At 36.8% G+C, this 21,911-nt stretch carries 16 protein-coding genes; 7 read left to right on the top strand and 9 right to left on the bottom strand.

The window, feature by feature from the left end; genetic code table 11:
* Nucleotides 1–153: 153 nt before the first annotated feature.
* The 7 genes from bshA to BLW28_RS11390 form a co-directional block, all read right to left on the bottom strand.
* Nucleotides 154–1,308 (bottom strand): N-acetyl-alpha-D-glucosaminyl L-malate synthase BshA, encoded by a 1,155-nt coding sequence (bshA, locus tag BLW28_RS11420; RefSeq protein WP_073219450.1) that lies wholly within the window; start codon nt 1,306–1,308, stop codon nt 154–156.
* Nucleotides 1,309–1,398: 90 nt separating this feature from the next.
* A complete protein-coding gene (locus tag BLW28_RS11415; protein ID WP_073219446.1) occupies nt 1,399–4,317 on the bottom strand; it encodes a serine hydrolase domain-containing protein in 2,919 nt (972 codons plus the stop codon).
* 16 nt (nt 4,318–4,333) lie between these two features.
* A complete protein-coding gene (locus BLW28_RS11410; RefSeq protein ID WP_073219441.1) occupies nt 4,334–4,819 on the bottom strand; it encodes an ABC transporter ATPase in 486 nt (161 codons plus the stop codon).
* Between the two features lie 193 nt (nt 4,820–5,012).
* Nucleotides 5,013–5,804, bottom strand: a complete 792-nt coding sequence (locus BLW28_RS11405; RefSeq protein ID WP_073219438.1) for a (Fe-S)-binding protein — start codon at nt 5,802–5,804, stop codon at nt 5,013–5,015.
* 180 nt (nt 5,805–5,984) lie between these two features.
* The gene (locus BLW28_RS11400) at nt 5,985–7,316 is read right to left on the bottom strand and encodes a 4Fe-4S dicluster domain-containing protein (RefSeq protein WP_073219432.1); all 1,332 of its coding nucleotides are present in this window, start codon (nt 7,314–7,316) and stop codon (nt 5,985–5,987) included.
* A 3-nt stretch (nt 7,317–7,319) separates the two neighbouring features.
* Nucleotides 7,320–8,270, bottom strand: coding sequence for an MlaD family protein (locus BLW28_RS11395; protein WP_073219425.1), 951 nt, complete (start codon nt 8,268–8,270; stop codon nt 7,320–7,322).
* Nucleotides 8,271–8,324: 54 nt separating this feature from the next.
* The gene (locus BLW28_RS11390; RefSeq protein ID WP_234946487.1) at nt 8,325–9,440 is read right to left on the bottom strand and encodes an N-acetylmuramoyl-L-alanine amidase family protein; all 1,116 of its coding nucleotides are present in this window, start codon (nt 9,438–9,440) and stop codon (nt 8,325–8,327) included.
* Nucleotides 9,441–9,667: 227 nt separating this feature from the next.
* On the opposite strand from BLW28_RS11390, the gene BLW28_RS11385 reads away from it, so the two are divergent.
* From BLW28_RS11385 to rplS, 6 genes are all read left to right on the top strand, one after another.
* Nucleotides 9,668–12,460, top strand: coding sequence for a putative LPS assembly protein LptD (locus tag BLW28_RS11385; RefSeq protein WP_073219420.1), 2,793 nt, complete (start codon nt 9,668–9,670; stop codon nt 12,458–12,460).
* Between the two features lie 239 nt (nt 12,461–12,699).
* Entirely contained in the window at nt 12,700–14,148 is a 1,449-nt protein-coding gene (locus tag BLW28_RS11380) for a glyceraldehyde-3-phosphate dehydrogenase (protein ID WP_073219417.1), read from the top strand.
* 218 nt (nt 14,149–14,366) lie between these two features.
* Nucleotides 14,367–15,560: an AsmA family protein gene (locus BLW28_RS11375; RefSeq protein WP_073219414.1), complete on the top strand. Its 1,194-nt coding sequence runs from the start codon at nt 14,367–14,369 to the stop codon at nt 15,558–15,560.
* A 46-nt stretch (nt 15,561–15,606) separates the two neighbouring features.
* Entirely contained in the window at nt 15,607–16,281 is a 675-nt protein-coding gene (trmD, locus tag BLW28_RS11370; protein WP_073219411.1) for a tRNA (guanosine(37)-N1)-methyltransferase TrmD, read from the top strand.
* A 40-nt stretch (nt 16,282–16,321) separates the two neighbouring features.
* Entirely contained in the window at nt 16,322–18,124 is a 1,803-nt protein-coding gene (locus tag BLW28_RS11365; protein ID WP_073219408.1) for a DUF885 domain-containing protein, read from the top strand.
* A gap of 132 nt (nt 18,125–18,256) precedes the next feature.
* Nucleotides 18,257–18,607, top strand: a complete 351-nt coding sequence (gene rplS / locus BLW28_RS11360; RefSeq protein ID WP_073219405.1) for a 50S ribosomal protein L19 — start codon at nt 18,257–18,259, stop codon at nt 18,605–18,607.
* A 575-nt stretch (nt 18,608–19,182) separates the two neighbouring features.
* Here rplS and BLW28_RS11355 read toward each other — a convergent pair.
* A complete protein-coding gene (locus BLW28_RS11355) occupies nt 19,183–20,424 on the bottom strand; it encodes a hypothetical protein (RefSeq protein WP_073219402.1) in 1,242 nt (413 codons plus the stop codon).
* Nucleotides 20,425–20,814: 390 nt separating this feature from the next.
* Here BLW28_RS11355 and BLW28_RS11350 point away from each other — a divergent pair, with 390 nt between their 5' ends.
* Complete coding sequence (locus BLW28_RS11350) at nt 20,815–21,132, top strand: YegP family protein (protein ID WP_073219399.1); 318 nt, start codon at nt 20,815–20,817, stop codon at nt 21,130–21,132.
* Between the two features lie 98 nt (nt 21,133–21,230).
* Here BLW28_RS11350 and msrA read toward each other — a convergent pair whose 3' ends face one another.
* Complete coding sequence (msrA, locus tag BLW28_RS11345; RefSeq protein ID WP_073219397.1) at nt 21,231–21,770, bottom strand: peptide-methionine (S)-S-oxide reductase MsrA; 540 nt, start codon at nt 21,768–21,770, stop codon at nt 21,231–21,233.
* Nucleotides 21,771–21,911 lie beyond the last annotated feature (141 nt).

Below are 21,911 nucleotides of genomic sequence, written 5' to 3'. Positions count from 1 at the left end.
GGAACCAAACTTAACGGAATGGGCAGGTTTAGCCCGTGGACAAAAGGCAGTGCGTAAATCTGGTTTTAGCCAAACTTTTTCGCAACAGCTATGTTACTCAGTTTCAACCTGTTTTTTTATTGTCAATGAGTCGATGGACAGCAATCTGTTTTACTAAACAGACTGATCGTTTCTTAAACTATACTCCTTTTCTAAAGCCATTTTGTATAATTTTACATACATAGGCACGACTTTTTTGGTGTCGTAAACCATTGCAGACTCGATGGCTTGCTTTTTAAAGGCATTTAAGGTTTCATCGGTGTCTAAAATTTTCAGTGCGTTTTCTGCCATTTCTTCCACATTACCTACTTCACTTAAATAACCACTCACACCTTGAATATTTACTTCTGGTAAGCCGCCTGTGTTACTAGAAATAACCGGAACACCACAGGCCATAGCTTCTAGAGCTGCTAAACCAAAACTTTCTTTCTCTGATGGAAGTAAGAAAAGATCGGTAAAACAAAGAATTTTATCTACTTCGTTACTATTCCCTAAAAACATCACTTTTTCAGAAATGCCTTTTTCCTCACATAATTTTTCACAAGATTCACGTTCTGGCCCTTCCCCAACCATAATTAGTTTAGAAGGAGTTTTCTGTTGAATGCGGTCAAAGATTTCTATTACATCTTGTACACGTTTAACTTTTCTAAGGTTACTCACGTGCGTAATAATTCGTTCATGTTTTTCGGCCATTAAATCACGCTGACAATCGGTAACAGGGTTTATCTTTTTCGGGATATCGATAAAATTCGGTACTACGTGAATTTCTTTTTTAATATCAAAAAGCCTTAGGGTATCCTCTTTTAAACTTTGGGAAACCGAAGTAACTACATCGCTATTATTAATGCTGAAAGTTACTGCAGGCTTGTAAAAAGGGTGATTTCCTACCAAGGTAATATCTGTACCGTGAAGCGTTGTCACCATTGGGATAAAAATATTTTCCTCAGCAAGCATTTTTTTCGCCATATATCCAGCATAGGCGTGGGGAATGGCGTAATGAACGTGAAGGACTTCAATTTTATGCAGCTTTACCATATCTACCAATTTGCTCGAAAGGGCAAGCTCGTAGGGTTGATAATGAAAAAGCGGATAAATTGGAACGGTTACTTCGTGAAAGTGGATATTCTTTGAAAGAAGCTCCAGTCGTACAGGCTGTTTGTAGGTTATAAAATGTATTTCGTGACCTTGTTCGGCAAGTGCCAAACCTAATTCGGTAGCTACTACTCCACTCCCGCCAAACGTTGGGTAACATACTATTGCTATTTTCATATATAAGCCCGCAAAGACGGGTAATTCTTTAACTGTTACTATTTTAATTTTAGGATTTTACACCTATATAGATAATCAACTTCAGGTATTTCAATAATCAATCGCCTCATAAATTATCGCTTGGATATTACTTCTAAGATCACTTCGAATTAACTTGCGATTTTCTGCGTCTGGAAAGGTTCTATTCGAAAGGAAAACGTACACTATTTCCGCTTCTGGATCTGCCCAAGTAAAAGTTCCTGTAAAACCGCTGTGGCCAAAACTCGTCATAGATACGCAACCGCAAGTAGGTCCACTGGTGCCTAACTGTGGTTTATCGAAACCAACGCCTCGCCTCACATTTTTATTACAGTAATAACATTGATTAAACTCGTCGAAAACATCTGGATTAAAGTATCTAACTCCGCCATAAAACCCTTTCCAAAGGAACATCTGCATAATTTTTGCCACGTCGTTGGAGTTACTGAAAAGTCCTGCATGACCACTTACTCCACCTAACATTGCAGCTCCTTGGTCGTGCACATAGCCTTGAACTTTCTGTTTTCTAAATAAATCGTCTTGTTCGGTTGGAGGAATATTATTTTTTGAAAACTTTTCTAACGGAAGATAACCAGTGTAATTAGCTCCTAACGATTCGTAAAGGTTTTCTTGAACAATAGTTTCCATTGGTTTTTGAAACTTACGTTCTAAATACTGCTTTAAGATATAATACGGTAAATCGCTATACTTATATGCAAGTCTTGAATTTAGGTCACTTTCGCGAATTGTCTTAAAAATTGTATCTATATAATCTCTGCGCATATATAGGTCTTCAGCGACTTTTACGTTGAAATCTTTTCCTGCTATATCTGAATAATATTTTGACGATGGCCCTGTATTATTTTCATTGAGTGTATTTCGAAAGAAAGGAATCCAAGCCTTTAACCTTGCGTAATGCGATAACATTTGCATCAAGGTTATATTGGCTTTATTGGAGTTTTTGTATTCTGGAAGCATTTCGGAAAGCTTGGTGCTTAAAGAAAGTTCTTTTTTATTTACCAATTCCATTACCATAGGTAGTGCTGCCAAAATTTTTGTCAAGGACGCCAAATCATAAACTGTTGTGTCTTCAACAGCAATTTTTTCATCATACTCGTGATAGCCGAAGTTTTTTTGATAAATAACTTTTCCTTTTCGAGCCACTAAAATTTGTGCTCCCGGGAACATGCCTTCTTTTATACCTTTCGCTGCAAGCGAATCTATTTTTCTTAGTTTATGACTATTCATTCCAACACTTTCGGGAGTTCCGTATTGAAGTCGTCGTAAAGATTTTGTGTTGAAATTAGTATTTAAAGGAAAATCTTCACCTAAAGAAACAGGAAGTTTTCCTTTAGCCTCTCTTGCTCCAAAAATAAGTTGGGCAGATAATTGCTGAGAAATTTTACTGTTTTGATACGACATTATTACACCTTCAAAATTGGCTGTCGTTTTTAAATCCAACATGGCATATGGCCTGGCAAAAACATCGAGAATAACGGTATTTGTTCGAGCGATTTCATACATCCAAACCAATTCTTTATCGGTAAATTCAAACTTTCGCCAAGGATTGTCGTTCGATTTATGAAAACCAATAATTACATAATTATATTCTTTAAGTTTTTCGATATACTCGTCTAAGCTATTTGCTTTCACCCACGTTACATTGCCATATTTTTTTAATTCATTTAGAAAATCTTCTCCCGAATCATCACCTAGATTGATATACGCTATGCTTTTCTTTTTTAAATCTTTTATAGGAAGAATGGCGCGATCATTTTTTATAACAGTCAATGCATTTGCCATTGCTTCTTCATAAAGGGCATCATCATTAACCGTATTCAGGCTTTCTACCAAATAAGTCATATTTACGGGTTTATAGTTGTTTAAACCCACTTTATATTTGGCATACAGAATTTTCTTAACCGATGTTGCTAGACGTTTTTCTGTAATTATTTCGTTTTCATAGGCCGTTACCAAGAACGCCATGGCTTTTGGCACATCTTCAGGAATTAACAATATATCGTTTCCCGCTAAAAAAGCTGCAAGTTCTATTTCACCCGGATTTTTGAAGTTAGACGCGCCTTTCATATTTAGTGCATCGGTAAAAATAAGTCCGTTGAAACCTAATTCCTCTTTTAGAAGTTCTGTAACTATTTTGGAAGAAAGTGAGGAGGGAAAATTATATTGCGGTTCTAGGGCAGGAACATTTAAGTGGGCAACCATTACACTGTTAAGACCTTCATTTATCAACCTCCTATAAGGATAGAGTTCTAAGGTATCTAGTCTTTCCCTAGAAAAATCTATTGTAGGCAAGGTTTTATGACTGTCTTGATCTGTATCGCCGTGACCAGGAAAATGCTTTGCGCTACCCATAATTCCAGCGCTTTGCATACCTTTCATAAAAGCGAGTGCCTTTTCGGTTACATTTTTTTTATCCTCTCCAAAAGAACGATTTCCGATAATTGGATTTTTCGGATTCGTATTAATATCCACTACAGGTGCAAAGTTAATGTGCACTCCTAACCGTTTGGAATGTTCTCCAATTCGCTTACCTACTTTTTCAACAATTTTATTATCTGTAATAGCGCCCAATGTCATATTCCAAGGAAAAGCATAGGTCGAGTCGAGGCGCATGGAGAGTCCCCATTCGGCGTCCATCCCAATCATTAATGGAACTTTAGCTAATTCCTGAAACTCATTGTTAAGTTTAGCCTGTTGCATAGGCCCTCCTTTTGAAAAGATTACTCCCCCAATGTGGTAATTGGAAATAAGGTCTTTTATTTTATCGGATTTAGATTTAGGATCGCTAGAAAAAATATCGACCATAAAGAGTTGCCCCATTTTTTCTTGGATAGTCATATTTTCATAAATACTATCGACCCATTTCTTTTGGTTTATGAATTCACCCTTAACAATTAGCGGATTTCTTTCTTGGGACAAAACCGTAAAACAAACGAATAAAGTAAAAATAAAAAGCAATGCTTTCTTCATAGCTATGAGCGCTTTTTTATGATAAAAATCTACTGTGCCAGCTTTCTTTTGCAGGCACTTCCCAGTTTTCAAGATACTCTGCTTTTGTATTTACAAGATTATTGAAAACAACTGTATTTTTTGAAACCGACTTATCTTTCGCCATTTTTTTAAACTCGGCTAAAGGCTTATAAGCAATGAATTCGCCGGAGTAAAAGGTAACGTTCATTTTATCGAGTAAATCAATATCATATTCTTTCTCTAACGTTTGAATAAAGTGAACTGAGGCATCAATACTGCACCCAGAGGCCGAGGCGTTTGCTTGATTAAGCCCGATAACAATAAAGCGGTTATATTTAATCTCCAATGCAGCTTCGAGTGCTGCACCGTGGGCTGTCCATTTGGTTAAAAACTCGTTTGTTTTTTCTGTAATTTCAGCAACTTCTTGTTCGCTTAATTTTCGGTTTGCCTGATATACCCAAATTCTAGAATTATCAGGGAGGTTTTTAAATTCTGTCAACATTTTTCGTTTTCTTTATATTACTCCTATTAGGTAATAGCAACGTACCTAACGGCTATTTATTCTTTAAAATATATTTTGGAAGTATTTGACCTTAATAAAACAATGGTTTTATTATACGTATAAACCCACAAGGAGGCCTCGTTCCTTGGCTACACCTTGCAGGTCTTTATTATTTGATGCTGAAACAGGGAAATTACAAATCGTCGGCGCTGGCTATCATTTCGGCGATATCCATAACCTCAACTTTGTTTTCGGCGTTTTTTGCTTTTACTCCATCAGTCATCATCATCATACAGAACGGGCAGCCAGTGGCAATTATTTCTGAAGTTGTTTCTAATGCTTCTTCTGTACGTTCTATATTAATGTCTTTAGTTCCGTTTTCTGGTTCTTTAAAGGCTTGAGCACCTCCCGCACCACAGCAAAGTCCGTTCTTTTTACTTCGTTTCATTTCGAGCAATTCCACATCTAATTTTTCTAAAAGATTTCGCGGAGCTTCGTATTCGTTATTTGCTCTTCCCAAATAGCAAGGGTCGTGGAACGTGATTCGTTTTCCTTTAAATTTTCCGCCTTCAACTTTTAATCTTCCGTCTTCTAACAAGGATTTTAAAAATTGAGTGTGGTGCATAACTTCATAATTTCCACCCAAACCTGGGTATTCATTCCCTATGGTGTTGAAGCAATGCGGGCACGCGGTTACTATTTTTTTTATTCCGTAGCCATTTAATACTTCTATATTCATCATGGCTTGCATTTGGAAAAGGAATTCATTTCCGGCGCGTTTTGCAGGGTCGCCATTGCAGCCTTCTTCAGTACCTAAAACGGCAAAATCAATATTTGCATTATTTAAGATTTTCACGAAAGCCTTTGTTATCTTTTTTGCTCGATCGTCAAAACTGCCGGCACATCCTACAAAAAAAAGAACTTCTGGCATTTTGCCTTGGGCTGCATACTCAGCCATCGTGGGTACTTTTATTGGTTCACTCATTATAATAATGTAAATTTTTCAATGTTAAACTTTAATAGGATATTCCTATTAATTTTTAACTTTTTTCTATTAACTGATTTTTATTGATCAAGCAATTCTATAATCATTATCGTCTTAGCGACACGACGAATTTGCTCAAGCTATTTAAATAAACCCTTTATGTATTGGGTGATCTAAGGTTTAATTCTCGTCTTTCCAATTTAAACGATCCATTTGGTTATAGGGCCAGGGTGCGCTGTTGTTTTCAATATTAGTCATAGCGACATTCAGTTCTTGCGGGGCAGCCGATTGCTCCATAACTAAATATTGGCGCATTTCCATAATTATGCTCATTGGTTCGATGCTTACAGGGCAGGCTTCAACACACGCATTACAAGTGGTACAAGCCCAAAGTTCTTCGCGGAGAATGTAATTGTCCAATAATTGTTTTCCGTCGGGTTGAAACTCCCCATTTTTATCGATGTTTTTCCCTACTTCTTCTAAACGGTCGCGGGTATCCATCATTATCTTCCTTGGCGACAGCAATTTACCTGTAATATTCGCTGGACAGACACTAGTACAACGACCACATTCGGTACACGTATATGCACCGAGTAACTGGGTTCTGGTTAAATCCATTACATCGCTAGCACCAAACTTTGAGGGAGCTTCGGTTGCACCTTCTGGTGGCGCTGCAAACGGATCGGCATTTGGATCCATCATCATTTTAACCTCTGCGGTTACCGAATCAAGATTTTTAAATTTTCCTTGTGGTTCAACCCTTCCGAAATAAACATTTGGAAATGCAAGGATAATATGAAGGTGTTTTGAAAAATACAGGTAGTTAAGAAACACTAAGATTCCAACAATATGTAACCACCAAGCTCCTCTTTCTATTGCGACGAGACTGGCTTCAGAAAGACCGCTAAAGATTGGCGCGATAAATTGACTGATTGGAAACGCCCCGACTTCGGCATAATGTGCCGCGCCCAATGCTTGTAATTGTTGGTCGGCAGCATTCATAACTAAAAACAATATCATCAATACCATTTCGAAATACAAAATGATATTTCCATCACTTTTTGGCCAACCTTTCATTTCGCGAGCCCAAAATCGTTTTACCTTTTGTATGTTTCTTCGTATCCAAAAAACAATTACACCAACTAAAACCAAAAACGCCAATATCTCGAAAGAGCCAATTAAAAAGTTGTACAAACTCTCGGGCAGTATTGTAGAGAGCACTCTATGCGTACCAAAAAGACCGTCGAAAATAATTTCCAACATCTCAATGTTGATAATAATAAATCCTACATAAACTATAATATGCAGCAAACCTGGGATTGGTCTAACTACCATTTTTGATTGTCCTAGTGCTATTCGAAACACATTACTCCAACGCTGAGAAACATTGTCGGAGGCATCGACTTTTCGCCCGAGTTTAATGTTGCGAATAAGTTTGCGAACGTTAAGAGTAAAATAACCTACGCCGGCTACGAGTACGATGAAGAAAATTATATTCGGAATATATTGCATGGTTTAAAGGTCTGGGTTTTCTGGTGCTACGTATTCTTTATTCTTTTTTCCAAAAACTGAAATATGAACATATCGTTTTGGATTGAGCTTTACGTCTTGAAGCAATTGCTCCAATTGACGGGACGCTCCTTCTAGGTTTTCGTATAGTTTATCATCTTTCAATAATTTACCAATAGAGCCTTCCCCATTATCCACCCCACTTACAATTGCATTCATTTTATCAACTACGTTCTGAAGGTCGGTAACCAGTTTTCCTGTTTCTAATTGTGCCAATGAATCTGTAAGTCTAGAAAGATTTCCTGTTGTTTTGTCGAGATTGGTAAAGGTACTATTCAGTTTTGAAGTGTTGTTTGACAAGATGTTATTCAAGTTTTCAGACACTCCTGAAAAAGAATTTAGTGTAGTATTCAGATTTAAGATTGCTTCTTTAAGGTTTTTGCGAGTTTCAGTATCTACAATATCATTTACGTTTAACAAAAGTGTATCTACTGTAGCTAATGTATTACTCACCTTTTTCTCTAGAGGTCCAAGCGCTTTTGTTACTGCAGAAAGCATCCCATCTTCAATATCGCCAGCTAAGGTATCGCCACTTTTAGCAATGTTACTTGAGTCGTATTGAGGGAATATTCCTAATGACTTTCCTCCAATAAGCCCAGTACTATATATTCTTACAATACTATTCTTAGAAAAATCAAAGTCTTTTTCAACTGAAAACTTAACTATAAGTCCTCCTTTTTGATTTGCGAATGAAATATCCTGAACTTTCCCGACGGTTAGTCCGTTAATGGTTACTGGGGCGGCGATGGCAAGGCCTTCCACATTTTGGTATTTTACAAAAAACTCACGATGTTTCTCTAGTAGGTTTGTACCTTTTAAATAGTTGTAGCCAAATATCAACAACAGTATAGCACCGATGGCGAGAATCCCAGTTTTTACTTCTTTGGATAGTTTCAAGTGAATGAATTTAGATTATGGACAAATTTAAGTGATAAATATAACGAAAGCCCACTAATTGGCTTTCGATTTTAACACTTGTGAAAGATTTACCTTTTTTCCTTTTTCAAAAGCAACAACATAAGCAGAGCTAAACCCTTTTTGTCGCGCAAAGGTTTTTAACATTTCGATTTTATTGTAGTCTGAAGTGTCTCCGTAATAATATTTATAAAGTCCGTCTTCTTTTTCCCTACTTACATCTTTTAACCCTTTAAAGTTTGAAGGCTTTGTATCTAATTTATTGCTACTTGCCGCAAGTTGCACCTTAAAACTGACCCCATCGTAAATATTTTCGGCTGCACTTTCTATGGCCTTTTCCATTTTTTCATCTGTAATAATTGGATTTTTAAAGTCTTCGGTAGCCAACGAAATTTGATTTTTATAAGCAATTATTCCGTTTGCAATTTCCCTAGCTAATTCGCTTCTTCCTTTTTTAGAATTAACATAAGGCCCTTCAGAATTGTTTGTTAAAAACCCGAGTTCAACCAAAACACTTGGCATATATGAACTGTGCAACACCCAAAACGGAGCAGACCGAACGCTTCTATCTTTCCTTTTCAGTTTATTTACAATATTATTTTGAATAAGTCCTGCAAGCATTATGCTTTGGTCGAGATATTCTTCCAACATAATAGACAACCCGATTAATGACTCAGGTGAATTAGGGTCGAAACCAGCATATCTTTCTTGATAATTATCTTCCAGATATATTACTTCGTTCTCTTTTTTTGCTGTCTCTAAATTTCTTCCAGACTTATCGACCCCCATTACAAAAGTACCAACCCCATGTGCTTGTGAATTATGAGAGTCGCAATGAATAGAAACAAAAATATCCGCATCTACTTCATTGGCAATAGGACCCCTTCTGCTCAACTCCACAAAAACATCTGTTTTTCGGGTGTAAACAACCTTAATATCTTTATGAGCTTCTAATAACTTCCCAACTTGCAAAGTAACATCAAGCACAATATCTTTTTCATAAAAGCCGTTACCCCTATTTCCAGGATCTTTACCTCCGTGACCAGCATCTAATACAACAATAAATGGCTTCCTAGAGTTTTCTGCTGCGAAAGCAAAAACCCCTGAAAACAAAACAATTGTGAGTAATAAAAAAGGAAAGACTCTTTTCATTTTCATATAATTTTCAACGATTTATATTATTGTTTATTACTTAAAACTTTCGGGAAACTGTTTTAAACATAGCTTGCTACAAAAAACTCATTTAATGGATTAACCAAGAACTTTTGCTCTTCAACGTTATGTTTCTCAACAGCTTGATTACTTTCATAACACATCAAAACCATCCTTTTTCCTAAAATTTCAATTAAAAAAACGTACCCGAGAAAATATGTTTATTTTTGACCGTTTCAAATACTGAGCCAAATCTACAAAATAATCGTATCGAAGCATTGCGGACCAACAAGCTTTACTTAACAATCTTCTTAACATTTCTGCTTTCTAGTGGTGTGTTTTTACATGCTCAAGACATTCCTGTAAAGAATGATACAAACATTCCAAAGACAGAAAAGCAAGAGAAGCAAGAAGCAGCCAAAAACGATACGCTTTCTGTTGACCTGAAACCTATTGCCTCAGAGTTAAACGAACGCGCTCAAGATACCGTAAAAACAGACTCCATAAAGCCGGCAGAAGAAACCCTTACTGATGTTGTTGAATATTTTGGTGAAGATTACGTTTATCTAAATAGAAAAGAAAAGAAGGTATATATGTATAACAACGCATATATTATCTATGAAGATATGCGGATTGACGCTGGATTAATAATCCTTGATTACAACAAAAATGAAGTTTATGCCAAGGGAATAGATAGTTCGGGAGTTTATAGTCAGCGACCAGTCTTTGTACAAGGGACGAATAGAGTTGAACCAGATTCAATTCGATATAATTTTAATTCGGAGAAAGCATTGGTCTTTAATAGCCGCACAGAACAAAGTGGGTTTAACGTAATTTCCGAAGTAACCAAAAAAGTAAACGACTCAGTAATATACCTCAGGAATGTTAAGTTCACCACTTCAAAGAACATCGATGATCCTGAGTATTATTTTTACACCAGGAAAGCCAAGTTTATTCCTAAGAAAAAGATTGTTACCGGCCTTACTAACATGTATATTGCCGATGTACCTACTCCCGTTGGGTTGCCTTTTGCATATTTTCCATTAAGCGAAGATCGAACCTCGGGCGTTATTATCCCTTCGTTTGGAGAAAACAACAGCCGCGGATTCTTCTTTCAGAACGGTGGATATTATTTTGCAATAAACGACTATTTAGACATAAGCTTATTGGGAGATTACTATACTAACGGTAGCTATGCCCTTCGTGGCGAATCGAGTTATGTAATGCGTTACAAGTATCGTGGAAATATAAGTGCTCGATTTGAAAGTTTAGTCGAAGGCGAACGCGGTTTCCCTGGTTATAGCGAAGGTAGCATATACAATATCCGTTGGACGCATTCACAAGACGCCAAGAGCAATCCAAATTCACGTTTTTCGGCTTCTGTAAACTTAGGTAGTAGTAGGTATTTCACCGAATCTATAAACCAGACAAACAATGCAAGTGCCTTAGTAAACACTTTAAGTTCATCTGTTTCGTATTCCAAAACATTCGAGGGAGACCCTCAAGTTAACCTAACACTCGCGGGCACGCATTCGCAAAATACGAATACACAACAAATTTCAATGTCGTTGCCAAATCTTAACGCCAGTGTTTCGAGAATTTATCCCTTTGCCCCAAGTAACGGTGCAAAAAAAGGAATAATTCAAAATATTAATTTTCAGTACAGCCTTTCAGCAGAAAATAGAATTTTAACTACCGACTCACTCTTTTTTAAACCCGAAATGTTCAATGCTGCCCAAATTGGCGCACAACACAACATTCCAATAACAACAAATTTCAAGGTTTTAAAGTATTTGAGTGCTTCTATAGGTGCAAATTACAGAGAAACCTGGATGTTAAAAACCACTCGTAAACGCTACGACCAGAATGCTTTTGATGGTGATGGAGGAATCGTTCAAGATACTGTTCCTGGATTTGACAGCTATCGAACCTACAACTTTTCAACAAGCCTAGGAACTACGCTTTACGGACTTTTCAACTTCGGAAAAGACAGTAAAATTCAAGCGCTTCGACATGTAGTCCGTCCTTCAATTGGGTATAGCGTAAATCCCGCTTTTGACAGGTATTATGATGAGTTCAGAATCCCTTTAACAGCAGATGAAGCCGCTGGAGAAATTGTTGAATATTCAAGATTTGAAAATACAATGTACGGTCCACCAAGCAAAATATTTTCTAGTAGTATTGGATTGGGGTTGAGTAATACTTTTGAAGCTAAAATACGCGATCGTGACTCTACCGCTACTGAACCCAAAAAAGTAACCTTATTAAACAATTTAAACTTTAGTACTGCATACAACCTTGCGGGCGATTCACTTAATTGGAGTGCCGTTCAATTTTCGGGCAGTGTTCCTGTTGTTCCAAAATTAGACCTTAACTTCAGCGGAACCCTTGATCCCTACGCATTAGATAACAACAACAGAAAAATTGACGTTTTTAACATCAATAACGGAGGTAGTTTATTTCGTCTCACAAATGCTAATGTGAGCGTCAACTATTCTTTTTCTAGTAAGGATTTTAATAAAAGATCTGCCAGTAGAAGTCGGACTGAAAACGAAACTTTCAGAAATGGAGGGCGACCAGACGACTTGTTTGGTGAAGCAACAGATATTTATGACGGAAGAATCTATGAAGATGAAACCGAAGAGGAAGAAGAAGCCAGAACCAATGTAGAATGGTATAACTATAGCATCCCTTGGGATATGCGTCTTGCCTATACTATAACTTACGGCAATGAGCGACGACAAAACGAAATAAGTTCGCAATCTATAATGTTAAGTACCAACTTATCTATTGCTCCTCGTTGGACGGTAGGGGTTTCATCAGGATACGACTTCAAAAATAACGGGGTAACCTTAACACAATTTAGATTTCAGCGAGATTTAGAATCTTGGCAAATGAGCTTTAATTGGACCCCAATAGGTAGCATAAACACTGCCTGGTATTTCTTTATAGGAATAAAATCGTCTATGCTTAGCGATATTAAGTACGAAAAACGACGTGAAAGCGATAAACGATTGTAAAATCGAAGCAAACCATCCGTAATAAAAGCAACGGTTTAGTTTAAGCAAACCCCAATTGAAACACGGTTTCTCTCACGCAGCAATGCACAAGCAATAAACATCTTATACATTCTTATAAGACAAAAAAGAATTTCAACAGAACTTCTGATTATTTTTCATTACACGGATGAAAATACCTATTTTTGCAGCAAAATTTAACACGCTCCCAACCATTGTTGGAAGCCTAAAAAATTACAATTATGAGTTTTGATGACGTTTATGAAAAAGAACTGTCCTTTCAAACCGATCGCCGCAAAGCCACGGTAGAATTTATTAAAATCATTAGCGACCTTTGGTACGACAAGTCCATTGAATTGGTGCTTTTCCGCAACCAACTTATCGATCGCAATGTGAGTGAAATCCTCAGCCTACACGAGTATGCAGGCGAATTTGTTCAAAAACCAATTTCTATTTTCGATTCGGTTGAGATTGCACAAGCCATCAAAACCTTAGATCTTCCTCCTTCAAAATTAGACATTGGAAAACTAACCTACGAATTCCACTTAGAAGACGATAAATACTCAAACGCACTAGCCTTTGTTTCAGATAAATTAAAAAACGCCAAAGAAACTAGCAGCATCTCTCCTAAAGACGTTGTTCTTTACGGATTTGGACGAATAGGACGTTTACTTGCAAGAGAGTTAATGACCCGAACAGGTCAAGGAAACCAACTAAGATTACGCGCAATAGTTGTAAGAGGAAAAGCAGACCTAAGTGTTTTAGAAAAAAGAGCCTCTTTATTACAACACGACTCTGTTCACGGAGAATTTCAAGGAACTGTTTCCGTAGATGCTAAAAACAGCGCTTTGGTAATTAACGGAACTAGGGTTCATGTTATTTCTGCTAACAATCCAGAGGAAATTGACTACACTAAATACGGCATTGAAGAAGCTTTAGTTATCGACAACACAGGCGCTTTCCGCGATGAAGTGGCCTTAGGTCGCCACCTAAAAGCAAAAGGCGTTGCCAAAGTATTACTTACAGCTCCTGGAAAAGGGGTGCCAAATATTGTACACGGCGTAAACCACACAGACTACGATCCAAATACAGTAGATATTTTTTCAGCAGCATCTTGTACCACAAACGCTATCACTCCTATCCTAAAAGTAGTTGAAGATACTTGGGGTGTAGTTCGTGGCCATTTAGAAACTATTCACGCTTACACCAACGACCAGAATTTGGTTGACAATATGCACAGTAAATACCGTCGTGGAAGAGCAGCTGCTTTAAATATGGTTATTACCGAAACTGGAGCAGGAAGCGCAGTTGCAAAAGCACTACCTTCATTGGCTGGTAAGTTAACTTCAAATGCTATTCGAGTGCCAGTTCCAAACGGGTCATTGGTTGTTCTAAATCTAGAAGTAGCAAAAGCAGCTTCAAAAGAAGATATCAATGCTGCAATGAAAAAGTATGCTTTAGAAGGCGATTTGGTAGAGCAGATTAGATACGCAATTAGCAATGAATTAGTATCTAGCGATATTGTTGGAACAGCGCAGCCTGCCATATTTGACAGCAATGCAACTATCGCTACCGAAGATGGTAAAAACATGGTGCTTTATATATGGTATGATAACGAATACGGTTACAGCCACCAAGTAATTCGCTTGGCAAAATACATTGCTCAGGTTAGAAGGTATACGTATTATTAAGAAAAGTTCTTTTTGTAAATGAATTAGAAAACCTCCTTTCGATAAACCGAAGGGAGGTTTTTGTTTCACAACCTAAGCACTTTTTCTTTCATTACCGTTTGGAATTTGCAATAATTTCTCTTCCTAAAAGACATAAAGAAAATGCTTTTTTTTTATGACTTCATTAACCCTACGCTAACACCCTTTGAAGCAAATTTACCGAAACAATTAGCTTAAAAATGCCTGAGTCCAATAAGTCTGTGGTTCAACACAAAAGACGATATTTTATAAAAAAACGTTTCATAATTCCCACTATAGTTTTAATCCTTCTGATTGCCTTTCGACTTTACCTCCCTACATTGGTAAAAAACCGTGTGAACAAAGTGCTGGCAGATATTCCAGGCTACTACGGACAAGTTGATGATATAGACATCGCCCTTTTGCGTGGCGCCTATGTTGTTAATGGAATGCAATTAAACAAAGGCACTTCAGAATCTAATATTCCTTTTTTAAATTTTCCGAAAAGCGATATTTCTATTCAATGGAAGTCACTTTTTCACGGAAAATTAGTCAGCGAAGTTATTTTAGACAATCCTGAACTTATCTATATTTTTGAAGAACAAAATAAGAAAATCGGCATCGCTAAAGCAAACGATTGGAAAAAAGCACTTTCCGCCCTTGTTCCATTAGATATAAACAATTTTGAAGTTCACAACGGCAAATTGTCGTTTGTGCAATTTTCCGCCAAGCCAAGGGTGGAATTGCAAATCGGTCAACTTGAACTCACCGCAGACAATCTCAGGATTGTGGTAGAAAAAGAACGAATTCTCCCCTCTCCTATTCAGGCTACAGGAATTTCAACAGGGAACGGTAAGGTGTTTTTAGAAGGGAACATGAACTTGGCAAAGAAAATTTCAGAAATGGACCTTTCTTTTTCCATCGAAAACGCAGATGTTACCGCCTTCAACGATTTTTCAAACCACAACGCCAAATTAAATTTTGAAAAGGGAAATATCAGCGTGTTTAGCGAAGTGGAAATTGCAAATGGTAATTTATTAGGATATTTAAAACCAATTCTTACCGATTCAAAATTGATAGGTGAAGATGAAAATTACTCCGAAAACTTATGGGAAGGCTTTGTTGGCTTTTTCAAATTCGCTTTAAAAAATCAAGATACAGATACTGTAGCAACCAAGGCTTCAATAGCTGGCAACCTAAATAACTTAGAAATTGGCGTTTGGCCAACTGTGTTCAACCTATTCAAAAATGCTTGGATTCAAGCGTTTAAAGAGCAACCACCTCTAGAAATAAATTACGACGAAGTCCTGAAAAATCCAAACTTAACACGAAAGGAAAGACGGGAATTAGAGAAAAAGAAAAGAGAAGCGGAAAAAGAAAAACGCAAAAAACAACAGCAAGTTAAGAAAGGATGATTTTATACGTATTTTTGAAAATTATTTTCACAATTTAATTTCCAAAATGCGAATCGATATTATCACTGTCCTTCCCGAACTACTTCAAAGCCCGTTCGAAGCTTCCATTCTAAAACGAGCTATTGAAAAAGGCTTGGTTGAAGTCCACACCCACAATCTTAGGGATTATTCCACAAATAACTATAAGCAAATTGACGATTATCAATTTGGCGGCGGTGCTGGAATGGTTATGATGATTGAACCTATTGACAAATGTATTTCAGAATTAAAATCTGAAAGAGATTATGACGAAATAATCTATATGACGCCCGACGGAAAGACGTTTAACCAATACGCGGCGAACGAACTTTCGCTTAAAGAAAACATCATTATTCTTTGCGGTCATTATAAAGGTGTAGACCAACGTGTTCGTGATCACTTTATAACACGGGAAATTTCCATAGGCGACTTCGTTTTGAGCGGGGGTGAACTTGCTGCAGCTTTAGTTTGTGATGCCGTAATTCGTTTAATTCCCGGAGTTTTAGGGAATGAAACCAGCGCTCTAACAGATTCTTTTCAAGATAATTTACTTGCGCCACCTATTTATACACGTCCCGCAGAATATAAAGGATGGACCGTGCCAGAAATTCTTACAAGTGGTAATACAGGAAAAATCGAGGAATGGCGCGAGGATCAAGCCTACAAACGCACGCAGGAACGCCGACCAGATTTGCTAGAATAAGTATTTATCAGCACTACACAACAACCAAAATCAACTGAAAATGAAAATCAAACAAATTATACTAATTGTGCTAGCGATTACGTTTTTCGCTTCGTGCAAAAATGAATCGAGCGAAAAAGACAACTCTGAAAACAGTAATGTGAGTGCTGATTTTAACATGATGCTCAACAATTACTACGAAGAAGGTTTAATTCTAAACCCGCTTAAAGCAACTTTTTCTGGTGATACACGCTACAATAATAGCTTTCCAAATTTTCTTTCAGACCAATATATTTCTGGTCTTACAAATTATTACACACGCTTTAAAGAAGAAGCTTTAAAATTTGAAGATGCTACTCTAACCGATACCGAAAAAATGAGTAAAGATGTTTTACTCTGGGAATGCAACATCAATTTAGAGACACTTTCATTCAAAAACAGCACACACTTCCCTATTGATCAAATGTGGTCTGTCAATCTTGTAATGGGACAATTAGCTAGTGGAAAAAGTGCACAGCCTTTTCAAACAGTAGACGATTACAAAATTTGGATGGAACGTGTTGATGGATATGTAGATTGGTTGAAAACAGCGGAAAGCCGAATGAAAGAAGGTATGGCAGCAGGTTATGTGCTACCAAAGTCCTTGATAGTTAAAGTGATCCCGCAACTAAAGGCAATGACCGAACCTAATTTAGATAAAAACCTGTTCTTCTCCCCTGTTAAAAACTTTCCTGATGATTTTCCAGAAGAAGACAAAAAAGCAATTACAGAGGCTTATGCCGAAATGGTTTTAAAAAAGGTAATTCCAGCATATCAAAGTTTATACACGTTTACTTCTGAAGAATATTTAAATTCAGGAAGAACAACTACAGGAATCGAAGATATACCTAATGGAAAAGATTATTACAAACATCAAATAAAACTGTACACAACAACCGAAATGACCGCTGAAGAAATTCACGAACTAGGGCTAAGCGAAGTAGCGCGTATTTCGTCTGAAATGGAAAAAGTGAAAAATGAGATTGGTTTTAAAGGAAATCTACAAGAGTTTTTCAATTTCGTACGAACTAATAAGGACCTCACCCCTTACAGCAAGCCACAACAGATTATTGATAATTTCTATGCTATTCACGAAAAAATGAAACCAAAGCTTGAAGAGCTATTCGACAACAAACCTAAAACAGCTTTTGAAGTAGTACAAACTGAAAAGTTTAGAGAAAAATCGGCAAGTGCGCAATACAATCCAGGCAGTTTAGATGGAACCCGAGCTGGAAGATTTTACGTGCCAATTCCAGATGCTTCTGAATATAATATTTACAGCGATGAATCGCTCTTTTTACACGAAGCAATTCCTGGTCACCATTATCAAATATCCTTAACGCAGGAAAATGAAGATTTACCTATGTTCAGAAAAACACTTTTTTACAGTGGTTATGGTGAAGGTTGGGCACTTTATAGTGAATCGCTTGGCAAGGAACTTGGACTGTACACAGATCCGTATCAATACTTTGGAATGCTAGGAGCCGAAATGCACCGTGCAGTTCGATTGGTTGTTGACACAGGAATGCACTATAAAGACTGGACTCGCGAGGAGGCCATTGAATATTGCTTGCAAAATGAAGCCGAGCCTGAAGCTGGAATCATTTCAGAAATTGAACGCTATATGGCAAATCCTGGTCAGGCACTATCGTATAAGATTGGGCAATTAAAAATCTTGGAACTCCGCCATAAAGCAGAAAAGGAATTGGGCGATAAATTCAAAATAGGTGAGTTTCATAATCAAGTTTTGGAAACCGGCAGTATTCCGTTGGAATTACTTGAATATAAGATTGATAAATGGATAGCACGTTCTAAACAATCGTAAGCTTCACCAATCAAAAAAAAGGATAAAGCACTTGCCAAATTATTTAAATTGTTTACTTTTGCACCCACTTAATCCAACCTCTGGCGAGAACCGCGAATGTTGTTTTAATTTAAACCTTATCAACTCAATAAAATGGAAGAGTTAGTAAAATTTGTTGAAAACGAATTTGTCACCAAAAAAGATTTCCCAGAATTTGGCGCTGGGGACACCATCACTGTTTATTACGAAATTCGTGAAGGTGAAAAAACACGTACACAGTTTTTCCGTGGCGTAGTTATTCAAGTAAAAGGAACTGGACTTACCAAAACCTTTACTATTAGAAAAATGAGTGGTACTATTGGAGTGGAGCGTATTTTCCCTCTTAATATGCCAGCACTTCAAAAAATAGAAGTCAACAAAAAAGGTAGCGTACGTAGAGCCCGTATCTTTTACTTTAGAGGTCTTACCGGGAAGAAAGCCCGAATTAAAGAAAAGCGTAACTAATCTTTTTATTGTTAAAAACTCGAAAAAGCCCTGTAAACGCAGGGCTTTTTCTATTAACAATTGTTAATAACCTATGTTAGTAAGCTGTTGATTTTTAACGACATAAAAATCATTGTTTAACCGAAATTCCGTCTTATATTAGCAGTATCAAAACGGTTTAATTACTAAGTTGATACATTAAAGCGACGTTCTTTTACATTAATTTTCTAAACTTTTAATAGAGCTAACTATCGAAAGAATGTTCGCAACTATGATTTTTTAGAAAGTAAAAGAATTCACTTTACAAGCTTTTTAATCGCTTGAGATACTCAATCTTTAGATTGAATTGTATTGAGATTAAAAAGTTATGGGTTAGTTCTTAAAGTTGCTTAAACTTCAATGTTAATGCAGTTATTAAAAACGAAACCCGTGTAAGTAAATCACGACCGCAAGGAATTAACAAACTTGCCTCGAATTAGCTTTAGGCAAATTGGTTGGTAACGATTTACATTACAAGGAGCCATGTCACAATGCAGTTCATGCTAAAGTGATATGGCTTTTCTTGTTTATAATAACAAAATGAAATAGTCCTATTTCTAAAACTCTACAATGGTAAAGTTTACCTTAGCTCCATTTATATCTACAGGAATCCCAGATTCATTTCTAAACTTAATTCTTAAATTTCCAACACCGTTAAACTTAACCCAACTAACTGATATTGCATCGTTAACACTAGATGCCAAAGTATAATTTAGAGTTGCATTTGTAGTAGATGGCTGGCTTGTAGTTGGAATAGTAAACGGCACTATTACTGTACTATTGGCAGGAATGGTTGTACTGCTTGTAAGTGTTCTTGAAAAACCAGCAATTCCCTTGATAACATTGCCTTTTCTTCCCAGTTTAACATCGCCATTTACATCTAACCGAGCACTGGGTGATTTAGTACCAATACCCACATTTACGGGTGTAACATCAATGCCACCTGGAACTTGTACTTCTCCAATAATTACTGTATTAGGCACATCTGCTACCGCACCAATACCTAAAGCAAAAGAGTTTTCGGCAGAAGCTTTAGTGTTTGGTCCCAGTGAAAATGATTTCACCGCAGTCGCTTCCGCATAAGGTCCTAACGCAACTGCACTAAGTCCTTCGGCTCTAGAACCGCCACCTACAGAAACCGACTCTTCTCCAGAAGCATTCGCTAAATGACCAAAAGCAGAAGCATTTTTTCCATTGGCAGAAGCATTGGTTCCTACTGCAGTTCCGTAATCACCCGAAGCAACCGCATAAGTACCAAGCGCAAAAGTATTACTTCCATTTGCACCACTTCCCAACCCAATAGCGATGTTTTGTTCAGAAACTGCGTTTGCATTACGACCAATTGCAATAGCATTTACACCACCGGAATTACTTCCAAAACCAATTCCAATTTCTCCAGATGGGTCAAAATTGGCAACTTGAACACCATTCGTCTTAAACAATAAAGGCATTTCATTATTAGTACCTAAAGCATAAGAAGATTCTAAAACGGTATTTCCTTCCAACATCCAAGCATCGGTAAGTTCAGTTTTAAGCGTTTCCCATTGCGTCCCATTCCAAAAGTAAAAACCTTCAGCAACGGCGTTACCCGTATTAAAAACGAGTAGACTTAGCGCTGGAGATGCAATTGTTGTCTGATCTGTTATACTGTTTAACGAAACTCGAGGAATTAAAAGTCCCTTATTTGTGGCCGAAATATCCAGCATACTAGAAGAATCGGGATTTGATGTATTAATTCCGACTTGAGAAAAACCGAAAAATGAAACTAAAAAAAGCAAAAAAGTAATTCTATAGAACATAAGAAAATATTTGGAACGTGTTATTATTTACAAAAGCACGAACATAGCTCATTTAATTAATAAGAATTCCTAACCAAAGTCTAATGAACTGTTAATGTTAATCCGTAAAATGAAATTGAATAATCCTACACACTTGCCAGTAAACTTAGCAGTCAATTCATTAGCAAGCTGTTACCGAGAATAAACAGTTTAAACGCTTGTAAACTTTGATTGAATGTATTTTTAAAATGTTTTAGCCCACCAGTAATGATTGTTAATTAGCAACAAATACAAAGATTTCAGATAAGTTTATTTATAATTTATTAGGTCTCTTGTTGTCTACTAAATATATTTTTCCAAGATTTTTATTATATTACACTTTCATTATTTTAATCTAAAAAATCAAAAGCAATGTTTGAACTGAAAGCAAGTGGTGAAAAATTTCACTTTGTACTAAAAGCAGCCAACGGACAAGTTATTTTGTCTAGTCAGATGTATTCCTCCAAAGCTTCTGCTATGAATGGAATTGAATCTATAAAAACGAATGCTGTTAACGACGATCTTTATGAACGAAAGACAGCGGCCAATGGAAAATTTCATTTTAATTTAAAATCCACAAATGGACAAATTATTGGTAGCAGCCAAATGTACGCTTCCGAAAGTGGCGTTTCTAACGGAATAGCATCGGTTAAAAAAAATGCACCAAGTGCAGGCGTAAAAGAAGTTTAACAGTATTAAAATAGTTTTAAAAATACAAAAGGGACTAAAATCTTAATGAATTTAGTCCCTTTTGTATGTTATAAAACTCCTTATGGAATCCCTGACTTCTATTTTAACTTATCTGCGTGCAATCTTCGAAGTTTAGCGAGTTTCGGAGAAATAACAGCTCTACAATATCCCTGCGATGGATTATTAGCATAATAATCTTGATGGTCACTTTCTGCTGGGAAAAATTTTTCTAACGGGGAAAGTTCAGTGACAATGGCTTCATCAAAATAGGATTCCATTTCGGCTAAAACCTTTTCAGCAACTTTTTTTTGATTTTCATCGTGATAAAAAATTACAGAACGATACTGTGTGCCAACATCTGCTCCTTGACGGTTTAAGGTGGTAGGATCGTGACTGGTCATGAAAATTTTCAACAAGTCTTGATACGAAATCAAGGCTGCATCGAAGCTAAGTTGAATAACCTCAGCATGCCCCGTCAATCCACTACAAACTTCTCGATACGTGGGAGTTCCTGGAACAGTACCACCAGAATAACCTGAAACCACTTTTTCTACTCCCTTTATTTGGTCAAAAACCGCCTCTGTACACCAAAAGCAACCTCCGCCAACTGTCATTTTCTGCAATTCTCTATTTTCCATTGTTCAATTTTTCAACAACAAAGTTACTTACTTAAAGTTTGCTTTTAATTAAGGTGTTGTTAAAGCGTGAAAATTGATTGCCTTTACAGAAGTCAAAATTCGTAAATCAAAAATCTTAGTAGGGCTACTCTTCGACTCAAA

This window comes from Aequorivita viscosa (genome assembly GCF_900106795.1).
Lineage (GTDB): Bacteria > Bacteroidota > Bacteroidia > Flavobacteriales > Flavobacteriaceae > Aequorivita > Aequorivita viscosa.
Note: the sequence above shows the minus strand (reverse complement) of the source record. Positions and strands in the feature narration are given on the sequence as shown.

Bases quoted from the DNA above. Each gene is read 5' to 3' on its own strand.
- BLW28_RS11375 (WP_073219414.1), top strand. From the start codon at position 14,367: ATGCCTGAGTCCAATAAGTCTGTGGTTCAACACAAAAGACGATATTTT.
- trmD (WP_073219411.1), top strand. From the start codon at position 15,607: ATGCGAATCGATATTATCACTGTCCTTCCCGAACTACTTCAAAGCCCG.
- BLW28_RS11365 (WP_073219408.1), top strand. From the start codon at position 16,322: ATGAAAATCAAACAAATTATACTAATTGTGCTAGCGATTACGTTTTTC.
- BLW28_RS11355 (WP_073219402.1), bottom strand. From the start codon at position 20,424: ATGTTCTATAGAATTACTTTTTTGCTTTTTTTAGTTTCATTTTTCGGT.
- BLW28_RS11380 (WP_073219417.1), top strand. From the start codon at position 12,700: ATGAGTTTTGATGACGTTTATGAAAAAGAACTGTCCTTTCAAACCGAT.
- BLW28_RS11390 (WP_234946487.1), bottom strand. From the start codon at position 9,440: ATGAAAAGAGTCTTTCCTTTTTTATTACTCACAATTGTTTTGTTTTCA.
- rplS (WP_073219405.1), top strand. From the start codon at position 18,257: ATGGAAGAGTTAGTAAAATTTGTTGAAAACGAATTTGTCACCAAAAAA.
- bshA (WP_073219450.1), bottom strand. From the start codon at position 1,308: ATGAAAATAGCAATAGTATGTTACCCAACGTTTGGCGGGAGTGGAGTA.
- BLW28_RS11350 (WP_073219399.1), top strand. From the start codon at position 20,815: ATGTTTGAACTGAAAGCAAGTGGTGAAAAATTTCACTTTGTACTAAAA.
- msrA (WP_073219397.1), bottom strand. From the start codon at position 21,770: ATGGAAAATAGAGAATTGCAGAAAATGACAGTTGGCGGAGGTTGCTTT.
- BLW28_RS11405 (WP_073219438.1), bottom strand. From the start codon at position 5,804: ATGAGTGAACCAATAAAAGTACCCACGATGGCTGAGTATGCAGCCCAA.
- BLW28_RS11400 (WP_073219432.1), bottom strand. From the start codon at position 7,316: ATGCAATATATTCCGAATATAATTTTCTTCATCGTACTCGTAGCCGGC.
- BLW28_RS11410 (WP_073219441.1), bottom strand. From the start codon at position 4,819: ATGTTGACAGAATTTAAAAACCTCCCTGATAATTCTAGAATTTGGGTA.
- BLW28_RS11415 (WP_073219446.1), bottom strand. From the start codon at position 4,317: ATGAAGAAAGCATTGCTTTTTATTTTTACTTTATTCGTTTGTTTTACG.